Source organism: Faecalimonas umbilicata, from assembly GCF_004346095.1.
GTDB lineage: Bacteria > Bacillota > Clostridia > Lachnospirales > Lachnospiraceae > Faecalimonas > Faecalimonas umbilicata.
Genome location: NZ_SLZV01000009.1, coordinates 18,007 through 37,502, shown reverse-complemented (window position 1 = coordinate 37,502; position 19,496 = coordinate 18,007). Strand labels below are relative to the sequence as shown.

The window sequence follows — 19,496 nt, the reverse complement described above, 5'->3', positions numbered from 1 at the left end:
AGGAGGATTTTAGTATGGATGAAAAATTCAGTAATATGCCAGAGCAGGATCAGAATGCAGAGGCAGCAGACAATTCTTATCAGCAGACGATGAACTATGGATATTATAGTGATGGTTCTCAGAATGGTTCTGGCGAGAACAATGGAGCATATCAGTAGAACTATAATCAGAATTATGATATGAACTATAATCAAGGATACCAGCAGAATTATAATCAGAATTATAGTGGGAATTCCGGAAAGAAACCATTAGATGCACCATTATCTATGGGTGAGTGGTTGCTTACTATTCTGGCAGGATTAGTTCCTTGCGTAGGAATTGTTCTCTATTTTATTTGGGCATTTGGTGCCAATACAAATATCAACCGGAAAAATTATAGCCGCGCGATGTTGATCGTGATGGCAGTTGTCATTGTACTTTATACATTATTCTTTGTTGTGTTCGGAATTGCAATGTCAAATGCACTTTATTATTAATTAGCGTCAGATCTCTCAGACATAGACGAATTTTTGAAATCTATGTCTGGGAGATTTTTTGTATAGGGAACGCCTATGGAATCCTGTGCAGTAGAAAACACGTTTCGCATGAGAATACGATATTGCAGGCTGATACAATTCACATGAAATCGAACATGTGGTTGCATCCGATCATTGGTTGTGATAGAATGAGTAGTACCGAAATGAATGGACAGAAAAGATCAGAGAGGAATCGTGATAGGATGAAAAAGAATGACTGGATCCTGGCAGGAACTGTTTTGATCGCTGCACTTTTCTTTCTGGTGGGGAATTGTTTCACGGAAAGAAGAGGAAAGGATGCAGAAAAATATTTGAGAATAAAAGTAGACGGAGAAGTTTTTCGGGAAGTCAGTCTGGAGGAAGATGCGGAGATTGCAATTGGAGAACATAACCGGGTAAAAATTCAGGATGGGCAAGTGGAGATGATCTGGGCAGATTGTCCGGATCAGATTTGTGCTGCACATCCGAAGATTTCAAAGAATCGTGAGAGTATTATCTGTCTTCCGAACAAGGTGATTTTGGAGATTGTAGACAGAGCGGATGAAGGAAGTAAGGAAAATGATGCAGTTGCAGGATAGAAATCAGAAGCATCGGAAGGACTGGGGCAGACAATCAGCTTATTTTGGGATGTTTCTGGCGTTGTCATTGATTTTTAGTTATGTGGAAACTTTGATTCCGATTTCTTTCGGAATCCCGGGCATCAAGCTTGGACTGGCAAATATTGTCACAGTGACAGCGCTTTACTATGCCGGGACGAAGGAGGCCTTTGTGTTGGCGATTCTTCGAAATATTTTGACAGGCTTTCTGTTTGGGAATCTGTTTGCTATTTTTTATAGTATTGCCGGAAGTTGTTTTAGTATTTTAATTATGCATCTTTTGAAGAAGAGAGGAAGCTTCAGTGTGATAGGTGTCAGTATTGCCGGTGGAGTGTTTCATAATATCGGACAGCTTCTTGTTGCGATGCTGGTGGTGGAAAGTTTGAGTATTTCCTATTATATGCCGGTGCTGTTGACAGCCGGAATACTCACCGGAGCAGTGATCGGGCTACTCGTACAGAGATTACAGCGATATTTACAGAAAGGACAGACGAGATGATTTCATATATTAAAGGAGAACTGGCTGCGGTCGGTGAAGAACAGGTCGTAGTAGAAGTGCAGGGGATTGGATATGGGATCTTCATGCCGGGGCAGGCAATGACGATGTTGCCTCCGATAGGGAGTGAAGTGAAGATCCATACTTATCTGAACGTGCGTGAGGATGCCATGCAGTTGTTTGGGTTTCTGACAAAAGATGATTTAAAAGTTTTTCGGCTTTTGATCGGAGTGAATGGAATTGGGCCGAAAGGAGGCTTGAATATTTTATCGAAGATGACACCGGATGACTTGCGGTTTGCGGTGCTGGCCGGGGATGTTAAAGCAATCTCAGCGGCTCCGGGAATCGGAAAGAAGACGGCTGAGAAGCTGATCATCGAACTAAAAGACAAGTTGAACATTGATGATGTATTGACAAAAGAAGAGGAAGTGATGTCAGTCCCATCAGGAGGAGCGGATATGCAGTCGGAAGCGGTGCAGGCGCTTGTGGCACTTGGCTATGGCAGTGCAGAAAGCCTGAAGGCGGTCAAGAAAGTTCCGATGACAGAGACGATGACTGTAGAAGAACTATTGAAACAATCGTTAAAATTTATGGTATTTTAAAGGACAAGGACAGATATGGCAAAGAGAATTATTACAACAGAGAATCTGGAAGAAGATGTAAAGATTGAAAGTCATTTAAGACCGACTCTCCTAAAAGATTATATTGGGCAGGAGAAGGCGAAAGAGACGCTGAAGATTTATATTGAGGCTGCAAAGGCAAGAGGAGAATCTCTGGATCATGTGTTGTTCTATGGTCCTCCGGGACTTGGGAAGACGACTCTTGCCGGAATCATTGCAAATGAGATGGAAGTCAATGTAAAGATCACGTCTGGTCCGGCGATTGAAAAACCCGGGGAGATGGCAGCAATTTTAAATAATCTCCAAGAAGGAGATGTTTTGTTTGTGGATGAGATCCATCGTCTGAACAGACAGGTAGAGGAGGTACTCTACCCGGCGATGGAAGATTATGTGATCGACATTATGATCGGAAAAGGGGCGGGGGCACGTTCCATCCGCCTAGATCTTCCTCATTTTACATTGGTTGGAGCGACAACGCGGGCAGGGATGCTTACGGCGCCGCTGCGGGATCGTTTTGGAGTTGTACAAAGATTGGAATTTTACACAGAAGAAGAGCTGCGGACGATCATCATGCGCTCGGCGGATGTACTTGGCGTGGAGATTGATGCAAAAGGTGCATTAGAGCTTGCAAAGCGTTCCAGGGGAACCCCGCGTCTGGCGAATCGTCTGTTAAAGCGGGTGAGAGATTTCGCGCAGGTCAAGTACGATGGACGGATTACGGAAGAAGTGGCAAATTATGCACTGGATCTTCTGGATGTGGATCGTTATGGGCTTGATCATGTGGATCGGAATCTTTTGCTTGCAATGATCGAGAAGTTTCAGGGAGGACCGGTTGGACTGGAAACACTTGCGGCATCGATCGGTGAGGATTCGGGTACTATCGAGGATGTCTGCGAGCCATACCTTTTAAAAAATGGATTCATCCAGAGAACACCGAGAGGAAGGATTGTCACGGACAAGGCATATGCACATTTGGGAATTTCCTATAAAAATCAGTAAAAATAGTTGTTTTTCTGGAAATATGGTTTATAATGGAGAAGAAGATTGTAAAGCATAAGGAGGTTTTCCATGGCTTCGGGAAAGAATTATACAGAAGTTTTGATAGGTGGAAAAGTTTTCACACTCGGCGGATTTGAGAGTGAAGAATATCTTCAGAAAGTATCCACTTATTTGAATCATAAAATTGCAGAATGTACCAGCAGCGAGAACTATCGCAGACAAAGCGCAGAACTTAGAAGTATCCTTCTGTCGTTGAACATTGCGGACGATTACTTTAAGGCGAAGCAGCTGGGCAATACATTTGAAGAAGATATTGAAAAGAAGAACAAAGAGATGTACGATCTGAAGCATGAGCTGATCACGGAGCAGATCAAGCTTGAGAATCTACAGAAAGTGATGGAAGATCTGAAGGAAGAGAATAGAGCCTTGCAGATGAAGATTGTTAAACTGGAAACTGAAATGAACACAAGAAACAAATAGGCTGTCATCTGACAGCCTTTTTTAAAGGATAGAAAAATGAAAAGAATAGAAATATTGGCACCGGCAGGATCCTATGAAAGTTTGGAGGCAGCTGTTTTAGCAGGAGCAGATGCGGTCTATGTCGGAGGAAATAAATTTGGTGCGCGGGCATTCGCAAATAATTTTTCAGAGGAGCAGATGTTGGAGGCGATTGATTTTGTCCACCTGCACGACCGAAAGATTTATATGACTGTGAATACGCTTTTAAAAGAAAAAGAAATTGAAAATGAACTGTATCAGTATATTGAGCCGTATTACAGGCAGGGGCTGGATGCAGTGATCGTACAGGATTTGGGTGTGCTGTCATTTCTGCGGCAGCATTTTCCGAATTTGCCTATTCATGCAAGCACGCAGATGACTGTGACAAATGTGCTTGGAGCAAAATTCCTCGAGGAGCAGGGGGTGGAGCGGGTTGTCACTTCCAGGGAACTCCAGCTTGAGGAAGTGAGGGCGATTACGGAACAGACAAATCTGGAAGTGGAAAGTTTCGTACATGGAGCGCTCTGCTATTGCTATTCAGGGCAGTGTCTGTACAGCAGTATGATCGGAGGAAGGAGCGGGAACAGGGGGCAGTGTGCCCAGCCTTGCCGTCTGCCTTATAAGGTTGGCAAAAGTGGGAAAGAGTCTTATGTTCTGAGCCTTAAAGATATCTGTACGCTTGATTACATTCCGGAGTTGTGTGAGGCGGGAATTTATTCTTTTAAAATTGAAGGAAGAATGAAAAAACCAGAATATGTGGCAGCTGTTACTGCGATGTACCGCAAATATGCGGATCTTTATCTGACACAGGGAAAGAAAGGGTTTGCTGTATCTCGCAAGGATAAAGAGATGCTGATGGATATTTATAACCGCGGAGGGTTTCACGGGGGATATTATCACACGAGAAATGGAAGAGAAATGATCTCGCTGTCCAGACCGAATCATGCGGGTGTGGAAGCTGTGAAAGTGTTAAAACAGCAAGGAAAACAAGTGACTGCCAAAGCACTTCGTCCATTGGAAAAAGGAGATGTTCTGGAGATGCCAGACAAAAAAGAGACGTATACAGTTGGACAGGCGGTGGCAGAAGGACAGAAAATTTCCTTTGTGACACATAAGCATCAGAGAATCAGTGACGGGATGTCATTGTATCGTACGCGGAATGAAAAATTGCTCTCACAGATAAAAAACGACATTTTTAGAGAAAAAGTGCAGGAAAAAATTAAGGGGAATTTAATTCTTTCTCCGGGAAAATCTGCTATACTACAATTACAGTGGAAACAGATTGCTGTGGAAGTCGAAGGAGCTGTGGCAGAAATCCCGCAGAATTCTCCGTTGGATGTTGCGCGGATTGAAAAGCAGATGAAAAAGACAGGAAATACGCCATTTCAATTTGAAGAGATTCAGGTTTGTGTGAAAGAAGATGTCTTTCTTCCAATGCAGCAGTTAAATGAGCTGCGAAGAAAAGGGCTGGAGGCTTTGGAAGCAAAGATTGTGTCACAGTATAGAAGAAGCGGTTCAGAAGAAGTGGAGAAAGAAAAAAGGGGAAGAGAAGCAAAGATACTGGATACTGGAAGAAGTCTGCATTTGCAACCAGAAGCAGCAACAGCAGAGATGTATGCATATGCGGAACAGGGATGCCAGTTGGAGCCGATTGCCGAGGCTTCATGGATTTCCAGGGTATATATTGACTGTAATATGTTTCCGGGAATCTTACAATCTGCCAAGATGAATGAGGCTATTAGCTTTTTGCACGAAAAAGGGAAAACAGTATTTCTTGCAATGCCTCATATTTTCAGAGATAGGACAAGAAAGCGCTATGAGAAAAATTATAGGCAGCTTGAGGAGCAGTTTGACGGTGTGCTTGTTCGAAATATGGAATCCGTTCAGTTTTTACGAGAGCATTCTTATGAGAAGACAATTGTGGCAGATCACCATATCTATCAGTTTAATCACTATGCGAAGGAATTTTGGAAAAAATATGTGTCAGAACTTTCGGCACCGTTGGAATTGAATTGCCATGAACTCTCGGAGTTGGGATGCGAAGGGATGGAGCTGTTGATTTATGGATATCTGCCGATGATGGTATCTGCCCAGTGCGTGCAGAAGACAACGGCGGGCTGTGCACATCAGACGGGATTTCTTACTATGAAAGACCGCTGTCAGAAGTCATTCCAGGTAAAAAACTGTTGTGAAGAGTGTTACAATATCATTTATAACACTGCGCCGGTTGTATTGATCGACCAAAAGAGGGAGATTGAAAGGCTGGCCCCGGCAGCACTTAGACTTGCATTTACTTTGGAAGATGAGCAAAGGACAAGGCAGATGCTTGCGCTTTATCAGGAAGTATTTCTGAACAAAGCAGAAATTGGAGAACTTCCGTTTGAATTTACAAGAGGACATTTTAAAAGGGGTATAAAGTAGGTGAAACATTGGTAAATATTATAGTTGAATTTTCAAAATATCTGTTGATTGTTCTGATGACAGTATATACGTATTCTTGTTTTTCTGTATTTCGTTATGAATACGAGGAGGACAGGCAGCAGATTCTATTAAGACAGAATAAGCTGATGTTTTCCATTCAGTTGATCGCATATGGGGTCATGTATCTGAAGACCGAAAAGACAGAGATTATATTTTTCTATTTGGCGCAGGTGATTTTATTTCTTGCGGTGATCGCGCTGTATACGATTCTTTATCCGAACGTATCAAGAGTCGTAATCAACAACATGTGTATGCTTTTATCAATCGGTTTTATTATGATTTTGCGCTTGAATACAGAGAAGGCAATCAAACAGTTTATTTTTGTTGGAATCTCGATGATAATAAGTCTGATCGTTCCGGTTGTCATACGAAAGATGAAGTCGTTGGCGGAATGGACTTATATTTATGCAGGCGTAGGTCTTGCGGCACTTGCACTTGTTGCGGTATTTGCGGTGACATCCGGCGGGGCAAAACTTGGGTTTTCTGTTGCAGGGATCAGTATCCAGCCGTCGGAGTTTGTAAAGATTTCGTTTGTATTTTTTGTGGCGGCGAGTCTTCGGAAATCGACAGACTTTAAAAATGTAGTGATCACGACGGCAATTGCCGCGGCACACGTGCTGATTCTTGTGGCATCGACAGATCTGGGGGCTGCTCTGATTTTGTTTGTTGTGTACCTGATCATGCTTTATGTGGCGACAAAGCAGCCGCTTTATCTGGCCGGAGGAATGCTGGCAGGAAGTGGCGCGGCAGTGATCGCTTATCATTTGTTCCGACACATCAAGGTTCGTGTATCTGTCTGGAAAGATCCGTTTGCAACTTATGAAACCGGAGGTTTTCAGGTGGCGCAGTCGCTGTTTGCAATTGGAACCGGAGGGTGGTTAGGTATGGGACTTTGTCAGGGATCTCCGGAGAGTATACCGGTAGCAGCAGAAGATTTTATTTTTTCTGCGATTGTGGAGGAACTGGGGTTGATTTTCGGACTATGCTTGATCCTTGTTTGTGTAAGTTGCTATATTATGTTTTTGAATATTGCCATGCAGCTGAGAAACCGATTCTATAAGCTTGTAGCGTTAGGGCTTGGTACCTGCTATATCTTTCAGGTATTTCTAACGATCGGCGGTGTGACAAAATTTATCCCATCTACCGGGGTGACACTTCCGCTTGTCAGTTACGGAGGAAGTTCTATCTTAAGTACATTGATCATGTTTGCGATTATTCAGGGACTGTATATTTTAAGAGAAGATGAGGAAGAGATCATTGAGAGAAAGAAAGCAAGACAATTACGAGATGAGAGAAGACGGGAAGCGTTCCAAAAGGAAACGAGAAAAAGAAAGACAAAAAAAGAAGAAAGCTACAAACAAAGAATTCGCTAGAGTGACCTACTTGTTTGTCACATTGTTTCTTGTTCTGATGGGATATATTGTATATTTTAATGTGGTGAAGAGTGAAAAAATTATTAATAGTCCGTATAATACAAGACAGGATACATTTTCTGACCGTGTTGTGAGAGGTTCGATCCTTGACCGAAATGGAGAGGTACTGGCAAAGACGGAAGTGGCAGAAGATGGAAGTGAGATGCGTACCTATCCGTATGGCGAAGTATTTGCCCATGTAGTCGGTTATGATGTCAACGGAAAGAGCGGACTGGAATCTGCAGAAAATTTTGATCTTCTGACTTCCAATGCTTTTTTTGTAGAGCGGATTATCAAAGAATTTCAGGCGAAAAAAAATACCGGGGACAGTGTTGTAACAACACTGGACGCAAAACTGCAGACAACAGCATACCATGCATTGGGAGATGAAAAAGGTGCGGTTGTTGTCATGGAGGCGGATACCGGGAAAATATTGGCGATGGTTTCCAAGCCGTCCTTTGATCCGAACAGTGTTGAAGACAACTGGGAATATTTAAACGCGGACAATGAGCAGAGTCCTCTTTTAAACCGTGCCATGCAGGGAGCTTATGCTCCGGGTTCAATCTTCAAGATAGTAACAGCGCTGGAATATATCCGGGAGCAGCCGGCCTATGGTGCATATACATATGATTGCTATGGGGAAATTACTTATGATGGTACTACGATCCCGTGTTTTAATCATATCGCACATGGATTTCAGGATCTGAATACTTCTTTTGCCAATTCATGTAACTCCTCATTTGCAAATATTGGATTGAGTCTTGACAGAAAATCCTATGCAAAGACATGTAAACAGCTGCTCTTTAATTCTAAGTTGCCATCGGTGTTGGATTACCGGAAGAGTGATTTTTCTTTAGAGGAAACATCGACAAGCGCGGAAGTGATGATGACTGCCATGGGACAGGGAGATACACAGGTCAGTCCATATCATATGGCACTGATCACATCGGCGGTGGCAAATGGCGGAAAACTGATGAAGCCTTATCTTGTGAGTGAAGTGACGAATTATACCGGAACACCGGTGAAAAAGAACAAACCTTCCGTTTATAAGGAATTGATGACGGCGGAAGAGGCATCCATTCTGACACAGTATATGACATCGGTTGTGACACAGGGAACCGGAATGGAGCTTTCTGGAGAAAGTTACAGTGTTGCCGGGAAGACAGGGACTGCAGAATATGGTTCCGACGGTCAGAGTCATTCCTGGTTTGTCGGGTTTACAAATGTGGAGGATCCGGAACTTGTTGTCAGTGTGATCGTAGAAGGAAATGAGATGCAAACCGGTGGAAGGGCGATTCCGGTTGCAAAAGCTATTATGAATGCGTATTATTATGAATAAGGGCAGTGCATTTTGGAAAAAAGATGAAAAGAGATAAAGAAGGCGGACAGATGAATATTTATAGGAAGCTCTATGTCGGGGAATCTATCAAAGGAAAAGAAAAATCAATTTTACGGAAAATAAAGTATAGAAGGCCACAACTTCAAGCATATGTGATTGTGCTTTCCCAAAAAGAAGGGGAACAGCTGGAAATTTATCATGCAGCAATGCTTCTTCAACCGCTCTATTTTGAGAAGGAGCCATGGATCGTTGGAATTGCGGCAAGTGAATGGGAAGCATATGAGCTTGTGAGAAAAATCGCAGAGGAAGTGCATGAGGCCACAAAGACACTTGAGATGAAAAAATATATTCAGGAAAGGATCTGACAGGTAAAGTTATGCTGCATATTTTGTTGCTGATTTTAAAATGGATAGGGATTGTACTGGCGGTTTTCTTGCTCTTAGTATTGTTACTCATTAATTTGGGACTATTTGTTCCCATTCGGTACCGTGCAGATGCATCCTGTCAAAATGATATAGAGACACTGGAAGCAGAGTTTGAACTTTCGTGGATGTGGAAATTATTTTTTTTGACTGCCTGCTGGAAAAAAGGGAAAGCGGATATGAAAATCAGAATCGGTTGGAAATATCTGTTCTCGGAAGAAAAAGAAGGAAAGTCGGAAGAAAAAATCGAAGTTCCAGAAGAAAAAGAAGAAAATGATCTTCAGAAAGAAAAAGAGGAACAGAAATTTTTAAAGGAGCAGAAAGAGAGTCTGCCGCCGGAGAAAACAAATCGTTCTCTGCCTGAAAATAACGTGCAAGAGCAGGCGGAGAAAAGAGAGTGTCGTCAGGAGAAAACGGAATCTGGGATAGACAAAGAAGAGGAAGAAAAGGAAAGTTTCACAGCTGATCGGCGAAAAGCAGGCGGCAGAAAGAAAAAGCCTCTTTGGGACCGTATGAAAGAGAAAATTTCTGAGTGGATAGAAAGCTGCAAAAGTTTTTGGAGAAAGATTCTTGCAATAGGAAGAAATCTTCGAGGAAAAAAGGAGCAAATCGAAAGCTTTCTCACAGATGCTTCTCATCGCAGGGCATTTTGCAGTCTGAAGCGGGAAGTGCGAAGGTTTCTTGGACATGTCTCTCCGAAAGATGTTAAGATTGTAGGAAAAATTGGTCTGGAAGATCCGTATATGACCGGACAGGCGTTGGCAGTGCTTGGTATGCTGTTCCCGTTTTTGGGGGAGAATACAGTTATTGTACCGGATTTTGAGAATAAAGTATTAGAGGGTTCTGTCCATATAGAGGGCAAAATCCATAATTTCCGGATGCTAGCCATTCTGTGGAGATTGATCAAAGACCGAGATGTAAGAAAAATCATCATAGATATCAAAAAATTAAAATGGTAGGAGGAAAATGTGATGGCAGAGAACAAATTTAATGGAACAGTAGAAGCTCTTTTTCATGGAATGGACAGTGTCCTTTCTTCGAAGACAGTGGTAGGTGAGGCGATTCATATTGGAGACACGATCATCCTGCCTCTGGTGGAGGTTTCCTTTGGTGTTGGAGCAGGAGCTTTTGCAGGTGAACAGAAAGACAGAGCGGGAGGAGGTCTTGGTGGAAAGATGTCACCGAGTGCAGTTCTTGTTATTCAGAATGGTACAACAAGACTTGTGAACATTAAAAATCAGGATACTATCACAAAAATTCTTGATATGGTTCCAGAGGTTATTGACCGCTTTAGCTCCAAGGGCGAGAAGACAGTGACAGAAAAAGAAGTAAATGAAATGCTGAGTGAAGCGGAAGCAGATAAGAACGGACAGGCATAAGAACAGAAAGCCTGCATAAACTGGAAGTAAAGAAAGTGTTTGAAACGGGGGACATAGATGAAACGTGTTGCAGGATTTGCGCTGTTTTTTGTGGCGATCGGGATGTTGATTACAATGTTCCTTGAAAATACTTTCTGGACAGTGATGCTGATACTGATCTGTATTCTGGCAGGATATTTGCTGTTTAGCTGCTGATAGGAAAACAGGGAGAAGTTCTCTCTGTTTTTTTCTTTTTGTGAAATTGGCTTTCGAACGGAAAAAGAGCCTGTATCTTATCATTTATCAAAACGATAAGATACAGGCTCTTTTTTAAGGCTGATTAAGCACGTTCAACTTTGCCAGATTTTAAGCAAGAAGTACAAACATACATTTTTTTAGAACCGCCTTCTGTTTTAACTCTTACTGATTTTACATTTGATTTCCACATTTTTGGTGTTTTTCTATTAGAGTGACTTACGTTATTTCCGAAGTGAGCACCCTTTTCACAAATAGCACATTTAGCCATAATTGCACCTCCTAACGATCTTAATAGTCTTCTTTAGACTCATAACACTGTTTATTCTATCAGAAAGTGTTGGATTTTGCAAGCATAAAATTCAAAAAGGAAAAACTTTAGTAGGAATTCTTGTAAAGTGAAGCAAAACAGAGTATAATACATATGTTAAATGCATGCGAAGCGAAAAAATCCAGAAGAATTGGAGGGAATAGATATGAAAGGTTGTATGAGTACAGAACTTGGAATCATTACTATTGATTCGGAGGTAATTGCAAAATATGCAGGTTCGGTTGCTGTGGAGTGCTTCGGGATTGTCGGAATGGCAGCAGTCAGCATGAAGGACGGACTTGTAAAATTACTAAAGAAAGAAAGCCTGACACACGGGATTCAGGTATCCATCTCAGATGAGAACAAGATTACTTTAAACTTTCATGTGATCGTTGTATATGGGGTTAGTATTTCGGCGGTATCTGATAATCTGATCAGTAACGTCAAATATAAAGTAGAAGAATTTTCTGGTATGCCGGTGGAGAAGATCAATATCTTCGTAGAAGGCGTAAGAGTTATTGATTAGTTAAGGAGGAACTCATTGTGGCAATGAAGACAATGAATGCAGAGATGCTCAGAAAGATGTTTCTGGCAGGAGCTGCGAACATAGAAGCAAAGAAAGAATTTATCAACGAACTGAATGTATTTCCGGTTCCAGATGGAGATACGGGTACCAATATGTCTCTGACTATCATGTCAGCAGCCAAAGAAGTATCTGCGTTGGAGAAAGTGGAGATGGAGACACTTGCAAAGGCAATTTCATCTGGTTCCCTCAGAGGTGCAAGAGGAAATTCCGGTGTTATTCTCTCTCAGCTGTTCCGTGGTTTCACAAAGGGGATCAAGGAGTATGATGAAGTAGATGTAGTTGTACTTGCCAATGCATGTGAAAAAGCGAAGGAGACCGCTTACAAGGCTGTCATGAAACCAAAGGAAGGTACGATTCTTACTGTTGCAAGAGGGATTGCAGAGAAAGCGATGGAACTGGTCGGAGAGACAGATGACTTGGAAGAGTTTATCCCGCAAGTGATCGCACATGCCGAATATGTACTTTCTCAGACACCGGATATGCTCCCGGTCTTAAAAGAAGCGGGTGTTGTGGATTCCGGCGGACAAGGACTTTTAGAAGTTTTAAAGGGTGCTTATGATGCATTTCTTGGCAAAGAGGTAGATTATAGCGCGATTTCCGCAGGAAGCGGTGCTACGGTGACAAGAGTCAGCCAGGATACAGCTGCACATATTAAGTTTGGTTATTGCACAGAATTTATCATCATGACAGAAAAGCATTTTACAGAGGCAGATGAGATGGAATTTAAAGCTTATCTGGAATCAATCGGAGATTCTATTGTATGTGTTGCAGATGATGAGATTGTGAAAATCCATGTGCACACAAATGATCCGGGTCTTGCAATTCAGAAAGCACTCACTTATGGACAATTGTCTCGTATGAAGATTGACAATATGCGTGAGGAACATCAAGAGAAGCTGATTCGTGATGCAGAGAAACTCGCAGCACAGCAGGCTGCTGAGAAGAAAGAAGTTCCTATGAAAGATATGGGATTTATCGCAGTTTCTATCGGAGAAGGAATGAACGAGATTTTCCGTGAACTTGGAGCAGACTACATTATTGAAGGCGGTCAGACAATGAACCCAAGTACAGAGGACATGCTCACAGCTATCGATGCGGTTCATGCAAAACATATCTTTATTCTTCCGAATAATAAGAATATCATTCTTGCCGCTAATCAGGCAAAAGAGCTGACAGAAGATAAAGATATTATTGTAATTCCGACAAAGACCGTGCCTCAGGGCATTACAGCAATTATCAATTTTTCCCCGGAAAATGATGCTGACTGGAATGAAGAAACTATGTTGGAAGAAATAAAAAATGTAAAATCAGGCCAGGTAACCTATGCGGTCAGAGATACAAAGATTGATGACAAGGAAATTCATCAAGGAGATATCATGGGAATCGGTGACAGTGGAATTCTTGCTGTCGGAACTTCTGTGGAGGAGACAACAAAGGAGATGCTCGCACATCTTGTGACAGAAGACTCAGAATTAATCAGCCTGTACTATGGGGAAGAGGTATCCGAGGAAGAGGCGGACAGATTCACAGAAGAACTGGAAGAGATTTATCCGGACGTGGATGTAGATACACATTTTGGAGGTCAGCCGATCTACTATTATGTAGTATCTGTTGAGTAGGAGAGAAGCAGAGCAATTCTGCCATTAGAAAATCATATATGGGAAAGCTGCCGTGGGATAAGATCGGGCTGCACAAGGGAAAATCAGAAATGGTAGGATAGTGCAACAATCGATTTGTCTTACGGCTTTTTTCTATCGAGGTATTTTAAGAAAATGGTCGGTGAAAAATCTACTAAAAAAGGAGAAAAAAGAAATTCATGAATGAGCAGTCGGGAGTCGGAGAATTAAAAGGAATTGGAGAGAAGACAGAAAAGCTGTTTCAGAAACTAGGGGTTTTTACCGTGGGAGATCTGATTCGGTATTTTCCGCGTGGGTATGATGTCTATGATCCACCTGTTAGTATCGGGGAGATTCAGGAACAGAAAGTGCAGGCGGTCAGAGGCATGATTTATGGGACGCTTCAGGTGAGCAGCCGGGGGGCTCAGGTGACAAGCGGATATCTAAAAGATATGACGGGAACAATAAAGATTGTCTGGTACCGGATGCCTTTTCTGAGAAATACATTGCAAAATGGTCAGATTGTGATTCTGCGCGGAAGGGTTGTGACAAAAAAGGGAGTTAGAGTTATGGAACATCCGGAGATTTTTTCTCCGGCGGATAGCTATGAAAAAAAATTAGATACGCTTCAGCCAATTTACCCCCTGACGGCAGGACTGACAAATAATGCGGTGATGAAAGCGGTGCGACAGGCTCTTGATTATCTAGAACTGCAAAAAGAGATCCTTCCGGCAACCGTGCGTATGAAATACCATCTGGCAGAGTATAACTTTTCAGTAAGAGGAATACATTTTCCAAAAGAAAAGCAGGAATTTTATCAGGCGAGAGAGAGGTTGGTCTTTGAGGAGTTCCTTGTATTTATTCTTTCGCTGCGGCAAATGAAAGAAAAGAAAGAGCGAAGTCGAAATCAGTTTCCGGTTCATCCGTCAGAAGAGATAGAAGTGTTTTTGGAAAAGCTTCCTTATGAATTGACGAATGCCCAGAAAAAAGTATGGGAACAGCTTCAAAAAGATATGGCAGGCACACATACGATGGCGCGTCTGATTCAGGGGGATGTCGGATCAGGTAAGACGATCATAGCAGTCTTAAGTTTGATGAGTGTGGCGTTCTGTGGCTGGCAGGGAGCGATGATGGCTCCGACAGAGGTGCTTGCAAGACAGCATTTTGATTCTATCACAGAGATGTTTGAACAATATGAGATTCCGTTAAAAGTAGAATTGCTGACAGGTTCGATGACAGCAAAAGAAAAACGGCTTGCATACGGGCGTATCGAATCGGGGCAGGCACAGATCATTGTCGGAACACACGCGCTGATCCAGGAGAAAGTAACCTATGCGAATCTGGCACTTGTTGTGACTGACGAACAGCATCGATTTGGGGTAAAACAGAGAGAACAGTTTGCGGGAAAAGGGGAACTGCCTCATATTCTTGTTATGAGCGCGACACCGATTCCGCGTACATTGGCGATCATTTTGTACGGGGATCTGGATGTGTCGGTGATCGATGAACTTCCGGCGAACAGGCTCCCGATTAAAAACTGTGTTGTTGATACCAGTTATCGAAAGACGGCATACCAGTTTATCAGACGCCAGGTAGCGGAGGGAAGGCAGTGTTATGTAATCTGTCCGATGGTGGAAGAGAGTGAACATCTGGAGGCGGAAAATGTTATCGATTATGCGGAAAAGCTACAGGGAGAATTGGGGGAGGACATTATTGTAGATTTTCTGCACGGGAAAATGAAACAGTCGCAAAAGGATGAGATTATGGAGCGGTTTGGAAAGAATGAATCGCAGGTGCTTGTGTCAACAACTGTGATCGAGGTTGGGATCAATGTTCCTAATGCTACGGTCATGATGATCGAAAACGCAGAACGGTTTGGACTTGCACAGCTTCACCAGCTGCGCGGACGTGTCGGCAGAGGGAACTATCAGTCCTACTGTATCTTTATGAGTGGTTCGAAAGGGAAAGAGACAAAAGAACGTCTGGAAATTTTGAATCGTTCTAACGATGGATTTTATATTGCGAATGAAGATTTAAAGCTCCGCGGTCCGGGAGATCTCTTCGGGATCAGGCAGAGCGGTCTGATGGATTTCCGGCTTGGAGACGTCTTTCAAGATGCGAAGATTCTCCAGAGAGCAAATGAGGCGGCAGACTGGATTTTGAAAAATGGAAAAGGGCTTGAAGAAGAGGCGTGCAGAAATCTAAAAGAACATATCCAGCATTCTGTGCAGAAAAGTGCGATCGAGAATACACTGTAAAAGGATAAAATACAAGCTTAGAAGAAACGCAAAATTGTCGTATTGCGAAAAAGAAAAAATTTCCAGTGTAAGAACAGAAAAACTCCATATACTATCCATGTAACAAAAAACAATTGTTACAAAAACAAAAAGATAGTTATTTAAAGGAGGAAAAAATCATGGCAAGTCGTTCATCAAACAGAACAGCAGTACCAGAAGCAAAAGAAGCATTAGACAAATTCAAATACGAGGTAGCAAACGAGCTTGGAGTACCTTTAACAGAAGGATATAACGGAGACCTCACATCCAGACAGAACGGATCTGTTGGTGGATATATGGTAAAGAAAATGATTGAACAGCAGGAGAAACAGATGGCTGGTAAATAAGCCGGAATGTTGATCAAAAAGTAGAAGAATGAGAAAAGCGTATGGGAAAATCCTATGCGCTTTTTCTCATTCTTTGATTGCATATTTTATAAAAAAATGGTAAAATAACGGAAAAGCAAGAGCATGTGAAGGGGGCTTTGAAATGAAGTTAGTATATGCGATCGTACATGATGAAGATAGTGAAAGAGCGACAAGGAAATTGAATGAGAAAAAATTCAGTGTCACAAAGCTTTCCAGTACCGGTGGATTTTTAAAGAGAGGAAATACAACATTGATGATCGGTACAGAGGATGAGAAAGTTCCGGAAGTAATTGAGATTGTGAAAGAAGAATGCGCAAAGAGACAGCAGATCGAAGTGCAGGCTCCATATATGGGAAGCGGTGCTCCTGTGAGCAATTATTCTTTTGTGCCAATCACAGTAGAAGCCGGAGGAGCCACCATCTTTGTGATCAATGTAGAGGAGTTCCATAAAGTATAAAGAATGTGCCAAGGCACATTCTTTTTATATTTGACAATATTACAACAAATTTATATAATAGACGAGAACCGGTATGTTTTTCTGAAAATGCAGTCAGATGCTTGCCGGTAAAAATGAGAAAGAGAGAAAGGAGAACTTATGAGAGTAATTGCAGGAAGCGCGAAAAGATTACAATTAAAGACATTGGATGGTCTGGATACAAGACCGACAACGGACCGTATTAAGGAAACGCTGTTTAATATGATTTCTCCTTACTTATATGATTGCAGATTTCTGGATCTGTTTGCCGGAAGCGGAGGAATCGGGATTGAGGCACTTAGCCGAGGAGCCGGGGAAGCTGTATTTGTGGAGCAGAATCCGAAAGCGATGGCGTGTATCAAAGAGAATCTGAAGAAAACAAAATTGGAAGAACGCGCGGTGACGATGGCGACAGATGTTATGACTGCGCTCAGACGCATGGAAGGAAGCGGAACATTTGACTATATTTTTATGGATCCGCCATATAATAAACTGTTGGAAAAGCAGGTGTTGGAGTATCTTGCAGAATCGAAGCTGATTGATGAGGACAGTGTGATCATCGTAGAGGCATCTAAGTCGACGGACTTTTCTTATGTAGAATCTTTTGGATTTTCGGTGTTGAAAAAGAAAGAATATAAGACCAATCTGCATTTGTTCCTCGCGCTGGAAGGAAGCGAAAGAGTATGTTAAGAGCAATTTATCCGGGCAGTTTTGATCCGGTTACATTTGGACATCTGGATATGATCCGGCGCTCCGGTCAGATCGCAGATGAATTAATTGTCGGTGTGCTGAATAATAAAGCAAAAACGCCGTTGTTTTCTGTGGAAGAACGTGTTAGAATACTAGAAGAAGTGACAAAAGATCTGCCAAATGTCAAGGTGATGGCCTTTGACGGATTGTTGGTAGAGTTTGCAAAGCAGATCGGTGCAAAGGTAATTGTAAGAGGACTGCGCGCGATTACAGATTTTGAATATGAGTTGCAAATGTCACAGACCAATCACAAGTTAGAACCAGAGATAGAGACGATGTTTCTGACCACAAGTCTGGAGTATTCGTTTCTTAGCTCGACAACTGTAAAAGAAGTGGCAGCATTTGGAGGCGACATCACACAGTTTGTACCAGAACTGGTCGTAGATAAGATAGAAGAAAAGATGAAAACCAAAAGGAGAGTGTAACTATGAGCAGCCGTATTGAGCAGATTATTGAAGAGATTGAGGAGTATATTGACGGATGTCCGTTTAAGCCATTATCTACATCAAAGATTATCGTAAATAAGGATCACATTGATGAATTACTTCGGGAACTTCGCATGAAGACACCGGATGAGATCAAGCGTTATCAGAAGATTATTTCTAATAAGGATGCGATTCTTGCAGATGCGCAGGCAAAAGCAGACAGTATGCTGGAGGAAGCGCATGTACAGACAAACGAGCTGGTAAGTGAGCATGAGATTATGCAGCAGGCTTATGCGCAGGCAAATGAAGTTGTGATGGCAGCGACAGAGCAGGCGCAGCAGATTCTTGATAATGCTACAAATGATGCAAATGATATCCGGTTAGGTGCTGTACAATATACAGACGAACTTTTAGCAGGTGTTGAAAGTATTGTCGGACACACAATGGACAGTTATACATCTAAATTTGATGGACTTGTAAATTCACTGAAAGAATGCTATGACGTTGTACGTGCAAATCGTGCGGAGCTTGTTCAGCCGGAAGAAGCAGAGTATGACGGAAATGCAACTCAGAACTAAGGCTAGACGAAGAGTTGGAAGAAAAGAGCTGACAGCATCCCACAGAGAATTGCGGTGATCAGTTTTTGAAGGAAATAAGGAAATATGGAAAGTCCGGTTCCTTCTAACATACAGTTTGTCTGTGCAATCGAGCAGACACCGCCGAATGCCGTGAGAGAAAGTGTCAGAACGAAGCGTACAGCGCAGGAAGTGTCAGCTGCGCATAACAGTGGAATTCCGTTTGTGATTTCTAGAAACGGAAGTGCTATATGCAGAAGCGGAATTTTCTGCAGTGGGGCAGAGGACAATAGTGAGATCAGGATGGAGAAGAGCATGATATAACCTCCAATCTTTGTGATCGCTTCAAAACTATTCATAATGCAGGTATCCAACATTTGAAATTTGATGCAAATGTGGGGTGCCTGTTTTTTTGTGTTGTCAGAACTGTTTTTTTCTGGCGAAGAAGTCTTTTGCTTTTTATGGTAAAAAGGATAGAAAAGAATACTTGATAAGATCGGAGTCAAAAACAAAAGGAATAAAGTCGGGACAAGAAGGGATTTGTCCTGAAAATTTTGCCAGACGATGTAGCTGATGATAAACATCGGACTGGTATTATTGCAAAAAGAAAGCAAGTATTGCCCTTCTGTCTTAGAAATTCGATCTTGCCGGAGAAGGTCTGCGGTAACTTTGGCGCCCATTGGATAACCGCAGAGAAATCCTGCGATAATGGCAAAAGAAGCGTTTTCAGAAGTACGGAAGAGTCTTCGAAAAAAAGGTCCGAAGATCCGGTCCAGGTAGACGATACTGTTTGTAGAAATCAAAAGTCCGGACAGAATCATAAATGGAAGCAGTGTTGGAAGAACTGTTTGAAACCAGAGAAGAAGTCCTTTGCTTGCTCCCAAAAATACTTCCTGCGGGCACAAGAGCATGATGAGGAAAAAAAGAATGATTCCAAAACTTGCAGCTTTACGTTTCATAGTATGACCTCCTGTGAATGTCCAAATAGATTTTCTGTAATTATTCATATGGGAGAAAAATGCTTTTTATGTCCAATACTCCTCGAGATTAGAAAATAGGAAGTATGGTCCGGATGCGAAAAATATCATAAGCAATGAAAGGATGACGGATAAAGTCACAGGAAG

Annotated in this window: 24 protein-coding genes; 22 read left to right on the top strand and 2 right to left on the bottom strand. The window is 42.2% G+C overall.

Annotated features, from left to right (window positions below; all coding sequences use genetic code 11):
* Positions 1 to 14 precede the first annotated feature (14 nt).
* From EDD74_RS15345 to EDD74_RS15025, 14 genes are all read left to right on the top strand, one after another.
* Positions 15 to 158 (top strand): hypothetical protein, encoded by a 144-nt coding sequence (locus EDD74_RS15345; RefSeq protein ID WP_165851616.1) that lies wholly within the window; start codon positions 15 to 17, stop codon positions 156 to 158.
* Between the two features lie 21 nt (positions 159 to 179).
* On the top strand, positions 180 to 476 hold the full coding sequence (locus tag EDD74_RS15340; RefSeq protein ID WP_242990191.1) for a hypothetical protein: 297 nt from the start codon (positions 180 to 182) through the stop codon (positions 474 to 476).
* A 242-nt stretch (positions 477 to 718) separates the two neighbouring features.
* Positions 719 to 1,093 (top strand): NusG domain II-containing protein, encoded by a 375-nt coding sequence (locus tag EDD74_RS05685; RefSeq protein WP_008975292.1) that lies wholly within the window; start codon positions 719 to 721, stop codon positions 1,091 to 1,093.
* Complete coding sequence (locus EDD74_RS05680) at positions 1,074 to 1,610, top strand: Gx transporter family protein (RefSeq protein ID WP_016438544.1); 537 nt, start codon at positions 1,074 to 1,076, stop codon at positions 1,608 to 1,610. Before EDD74_RS05685 ends, EDD74_RS05680 begins: the two co-directional genes overlap by 20 nt.
* Entirely contained in the window at positions 1,607 to 2,209 is a 603-nt protein-coding gene (gene ruvA, locus EDD74_RS05675; protein ID WP_008975294.1) for a Holliday junction branch migration protein RuvA, read from the top strand. Before EDD74_RS05680 ends, ruvA begins: the two co-directional genes overlap by 4 nt.
* A gap of 15 nt (positions 2,210 to 2,224) precedes the next feature.
* Complete coding sequence (ruvB, locus tag EDD74_RS05670; protein WP_009262047.1) at positions 2,225 to 3,226, top strand: Holliday junction branch migration DNA helicase RuvB; 1,002 nt, start codon at positions 2,225 to 2,227, stop codon at positions 3,224 to 3,226.
* 69 nt (positions 3,227 to 3,295) lie between these two features.
* A complete protein-coding gene (locus EDD74_RS05665) occupies positions 3,296 to 3,706 on the top strand; it encodes a cell division protein ZapA (protein ID WP_008975296.1) in 411 nt (136 codons plus the stop codon).
* A 36-nt stretch (positions 3,707 to 3,742) separates the two neighbouring features.
* The gene (locus tag EDD74_RS05660) at positions 3,743 to 6,145 is read left to right on the top strand and encodes a U32 family peptidase (protein WP_116442308.1); all 2,403 of its coding nucleotides are present in this window, start codon (positions 3,743 to 3,745) and stop codon (positions 6,143 to 6,145) included.
* A gap of 8 nt (positions 6,146 to 6,153) precedes the next feature.
* Positions 6,154 to 7,578, top strand: coding sequence for an FtsW/RodA/SpoVE family cell cycle protein (locus EDD74_RS05655; RefSeq protein WP_116442307.1), 1,425 nt, complete (start codon positions 6,154 to 6,156; stop codon positions 7,576 to 7,578).
* Positions 7,579 to 7,615: 37 nt separating this feature from the next.
* The gene (locus EDD74_RS05650) at positions 7,616 to 8,956 is read left to right on the top strand and encodes a peptidoglycan D,D-transpeptidase FtsI family protein (protein ID WP_242990217.1); all 1,341 of its coding nucleotides are present in this window, start codon (positions 7,616 to 7,618) and stop codon (positions 8,954 to 8,956) included.
* Between the two features lie 23 nt (positions 8,957 to 8,979).
* A complete protein-coding gene (locus tag EDD74_RS05645; protein WP_242990190.1) occupies positions 8,980 to 9,321 on the top strand; it encodes a hypothetical protein in 342 nt (113 codons plus the stop codon).
* 11 nt (positions 9,322 to 9,332) lie between these two features.
* The gene (locus tag EDD74_RS05640) at positions 9,333 to 10,337 is read left to right on the top strand and encodes a DUF2953 domain-containing protein (RefSeq protein WP_116442306.1); all 1,005 of its coding nucleotides are present in this window, start codon (positions 9,333 to 9,335) and stop codon (positions 10,335 to 10,337) included.
* Positions 10,338 to 10,349: 12 nt separating this feature from the next.
* Complete coding sequence (locus EDD74_RS05635) at positions 10,350 to 10,757, top strand: GerW family sporulation protein (RefSeq protein WP_008975304.1); 408 nt, start codon at positions 10,350 to 10,352, stop codon at positions 10,755 to 10,757.
* A 57-nt stretch (positions 10,758 to 10,814) separates the two neighbouring features.
* Positions 10,815 to 10,952 (top strand): hypothetical protein, encoded by a 138-nt coding sequence (locus tag EDD74_RS15025; protein ID WP_008975305.1) that lies wholly within the window; start codon positions 10,815 to 10,817, stop codon positions 10,950 to 10,952.
* A gap of 124 nt (positions 10,953 to 11,076) precedes the next feature.
* Here the strand turns inward: EDD74_RS15025 and rpmB are convergent, their stop codons facing one another.
* Positions 11,077 to 11,262, bottom strand: coding sequence for a 50S ribosomal protein L28 (gene rpmB / locus EDD74_RS05630; RefSeq protein ID WP_008975306.1), 186 nt, complete (start codon positions 11,260 to 11,262; stop codon positions 11,077 to 11,079).
* Between the two features lie 205 nt (positions 11,263 to 11,467).
* Here rpmB and EDD74_RS05625 point away from each other — a divergent pair, with 205 nt between their 5' ends.
* From EDD74_RS05625 to EDD74_RS05590, 8 genes are all read left to right on the top strand, one after another.
* Positions 11,468 to 11,827: an Asp23/Gls24 family envelope stress response protein gene (locus tag EDD74_RS05625; protein ID WP_009262041.1), complete on the top strand. Its 360-nt coding sequence runs from the start codon at positions 11,468 to 11,470 to the stop codon at positions 11,825 to 11,827.
* A gap of 17 nt (positions 11,828 to 11,844) precedes the next feature.
* Positions 11,845 to 13,506: a DAK2 domain-containing protein gene (locus EDD74_RS05620; protein WP_008975308.1), complete on the top strand. Its 1,662-nt coding sequence runs from the start codon at positions 11,845 to 11,847 to the stop codon at positions 13,504 to 13,506.
* A gap of 197 nt (positions 13,507 to 13,703) precedes the next feature.
* A complete protein-coding gene (recG, locus tag EDD74_RS05615) occupies positions 13,704 to 15,761 on the top strand; it encodes an ATP-dependent DNA helicase RecG (RefSeq protein WP_116442305.1) in 2,058 nt (685 codons plus the stop codon).
* Between the two features lie 158 nt (positions 15,762 to 15,919).
* Positions 15,920 to 16,126, top strand: a complete 207-nt coding sequence (locus EDD74_RS05610; RefSeq protein WP_009262038.1) for an alpha/beta-type small acid-soluble spore protein — start codon at positions 15,920 to 15,922, stop codon at positions 16,124 to 16,126.
* 142 nt (positions 16,127 to 16,268) lie between these two features.
* Entirely contained in the window at positions 16,269 to 16,604 is a 336-nt protein-coding gene (locus tag EDD74_RS05605) for a cyclic-di-AMP receptor (protein WP_008975312.1), read from the top strand.
* 138 nt (positions 16,605 to 16,742) lie between these two features.
* A complete protein-coding gene (rsmD, locus tag EDD74_RS05600; RefSeq protein ID WP_016438552.1) occupies positions 16,743 to 17,312 on the top strand; it encodes a 16S rRNA (guanine(966)-N(2))-methyltransferase RsmD in 570 nt (189 codons plus the stop codon).
* A complete protein-coding gene (gene coaD / locus EDD74_RS05595) occupies positions 17,306 to 17,797 on the top strand; it encodes a pantetheine-phosphate adenylyltransferase (RefSeq protein ID WP_008975314.1) in 492 nt (163 codons plus the stop codon). Before rsmD ends, coaD begins: the two co-directional genes overlap by 7 nt.
* A 2-nt stretch (positions 17,798 to 17,799) precedes the next feature.
* Entirely contained in the window at positions 17,800 to 18,375 is a 576-nt protein-coding gene (locus tag EDD74_RS05590) for an ATP synthase subunit B family protein (protein ID WP_008975315.1), read from the top strand.
* Positions 18,376 to 18,377: 2 nt separating this feature from the next.
* On the opposite strand, the gene EDD74_RS05585 is transcribed toward EDD74_RS05590, so the two are convergent.
* Positions 18,378 to 19,331: a nucleoside recognition domain-containing protein gene (locus EDD74_RS05585; RefSeq protein ID WP_116442304.1), complete on the bottom strand. Its 954-nt coding sequence runs from the start codon at positions 19,329 to 19,331 to the stop codon at positions 18,378 to 18,380.
* Positions 19,332 to 19,496: the final 165 nt, after the last annotated feature.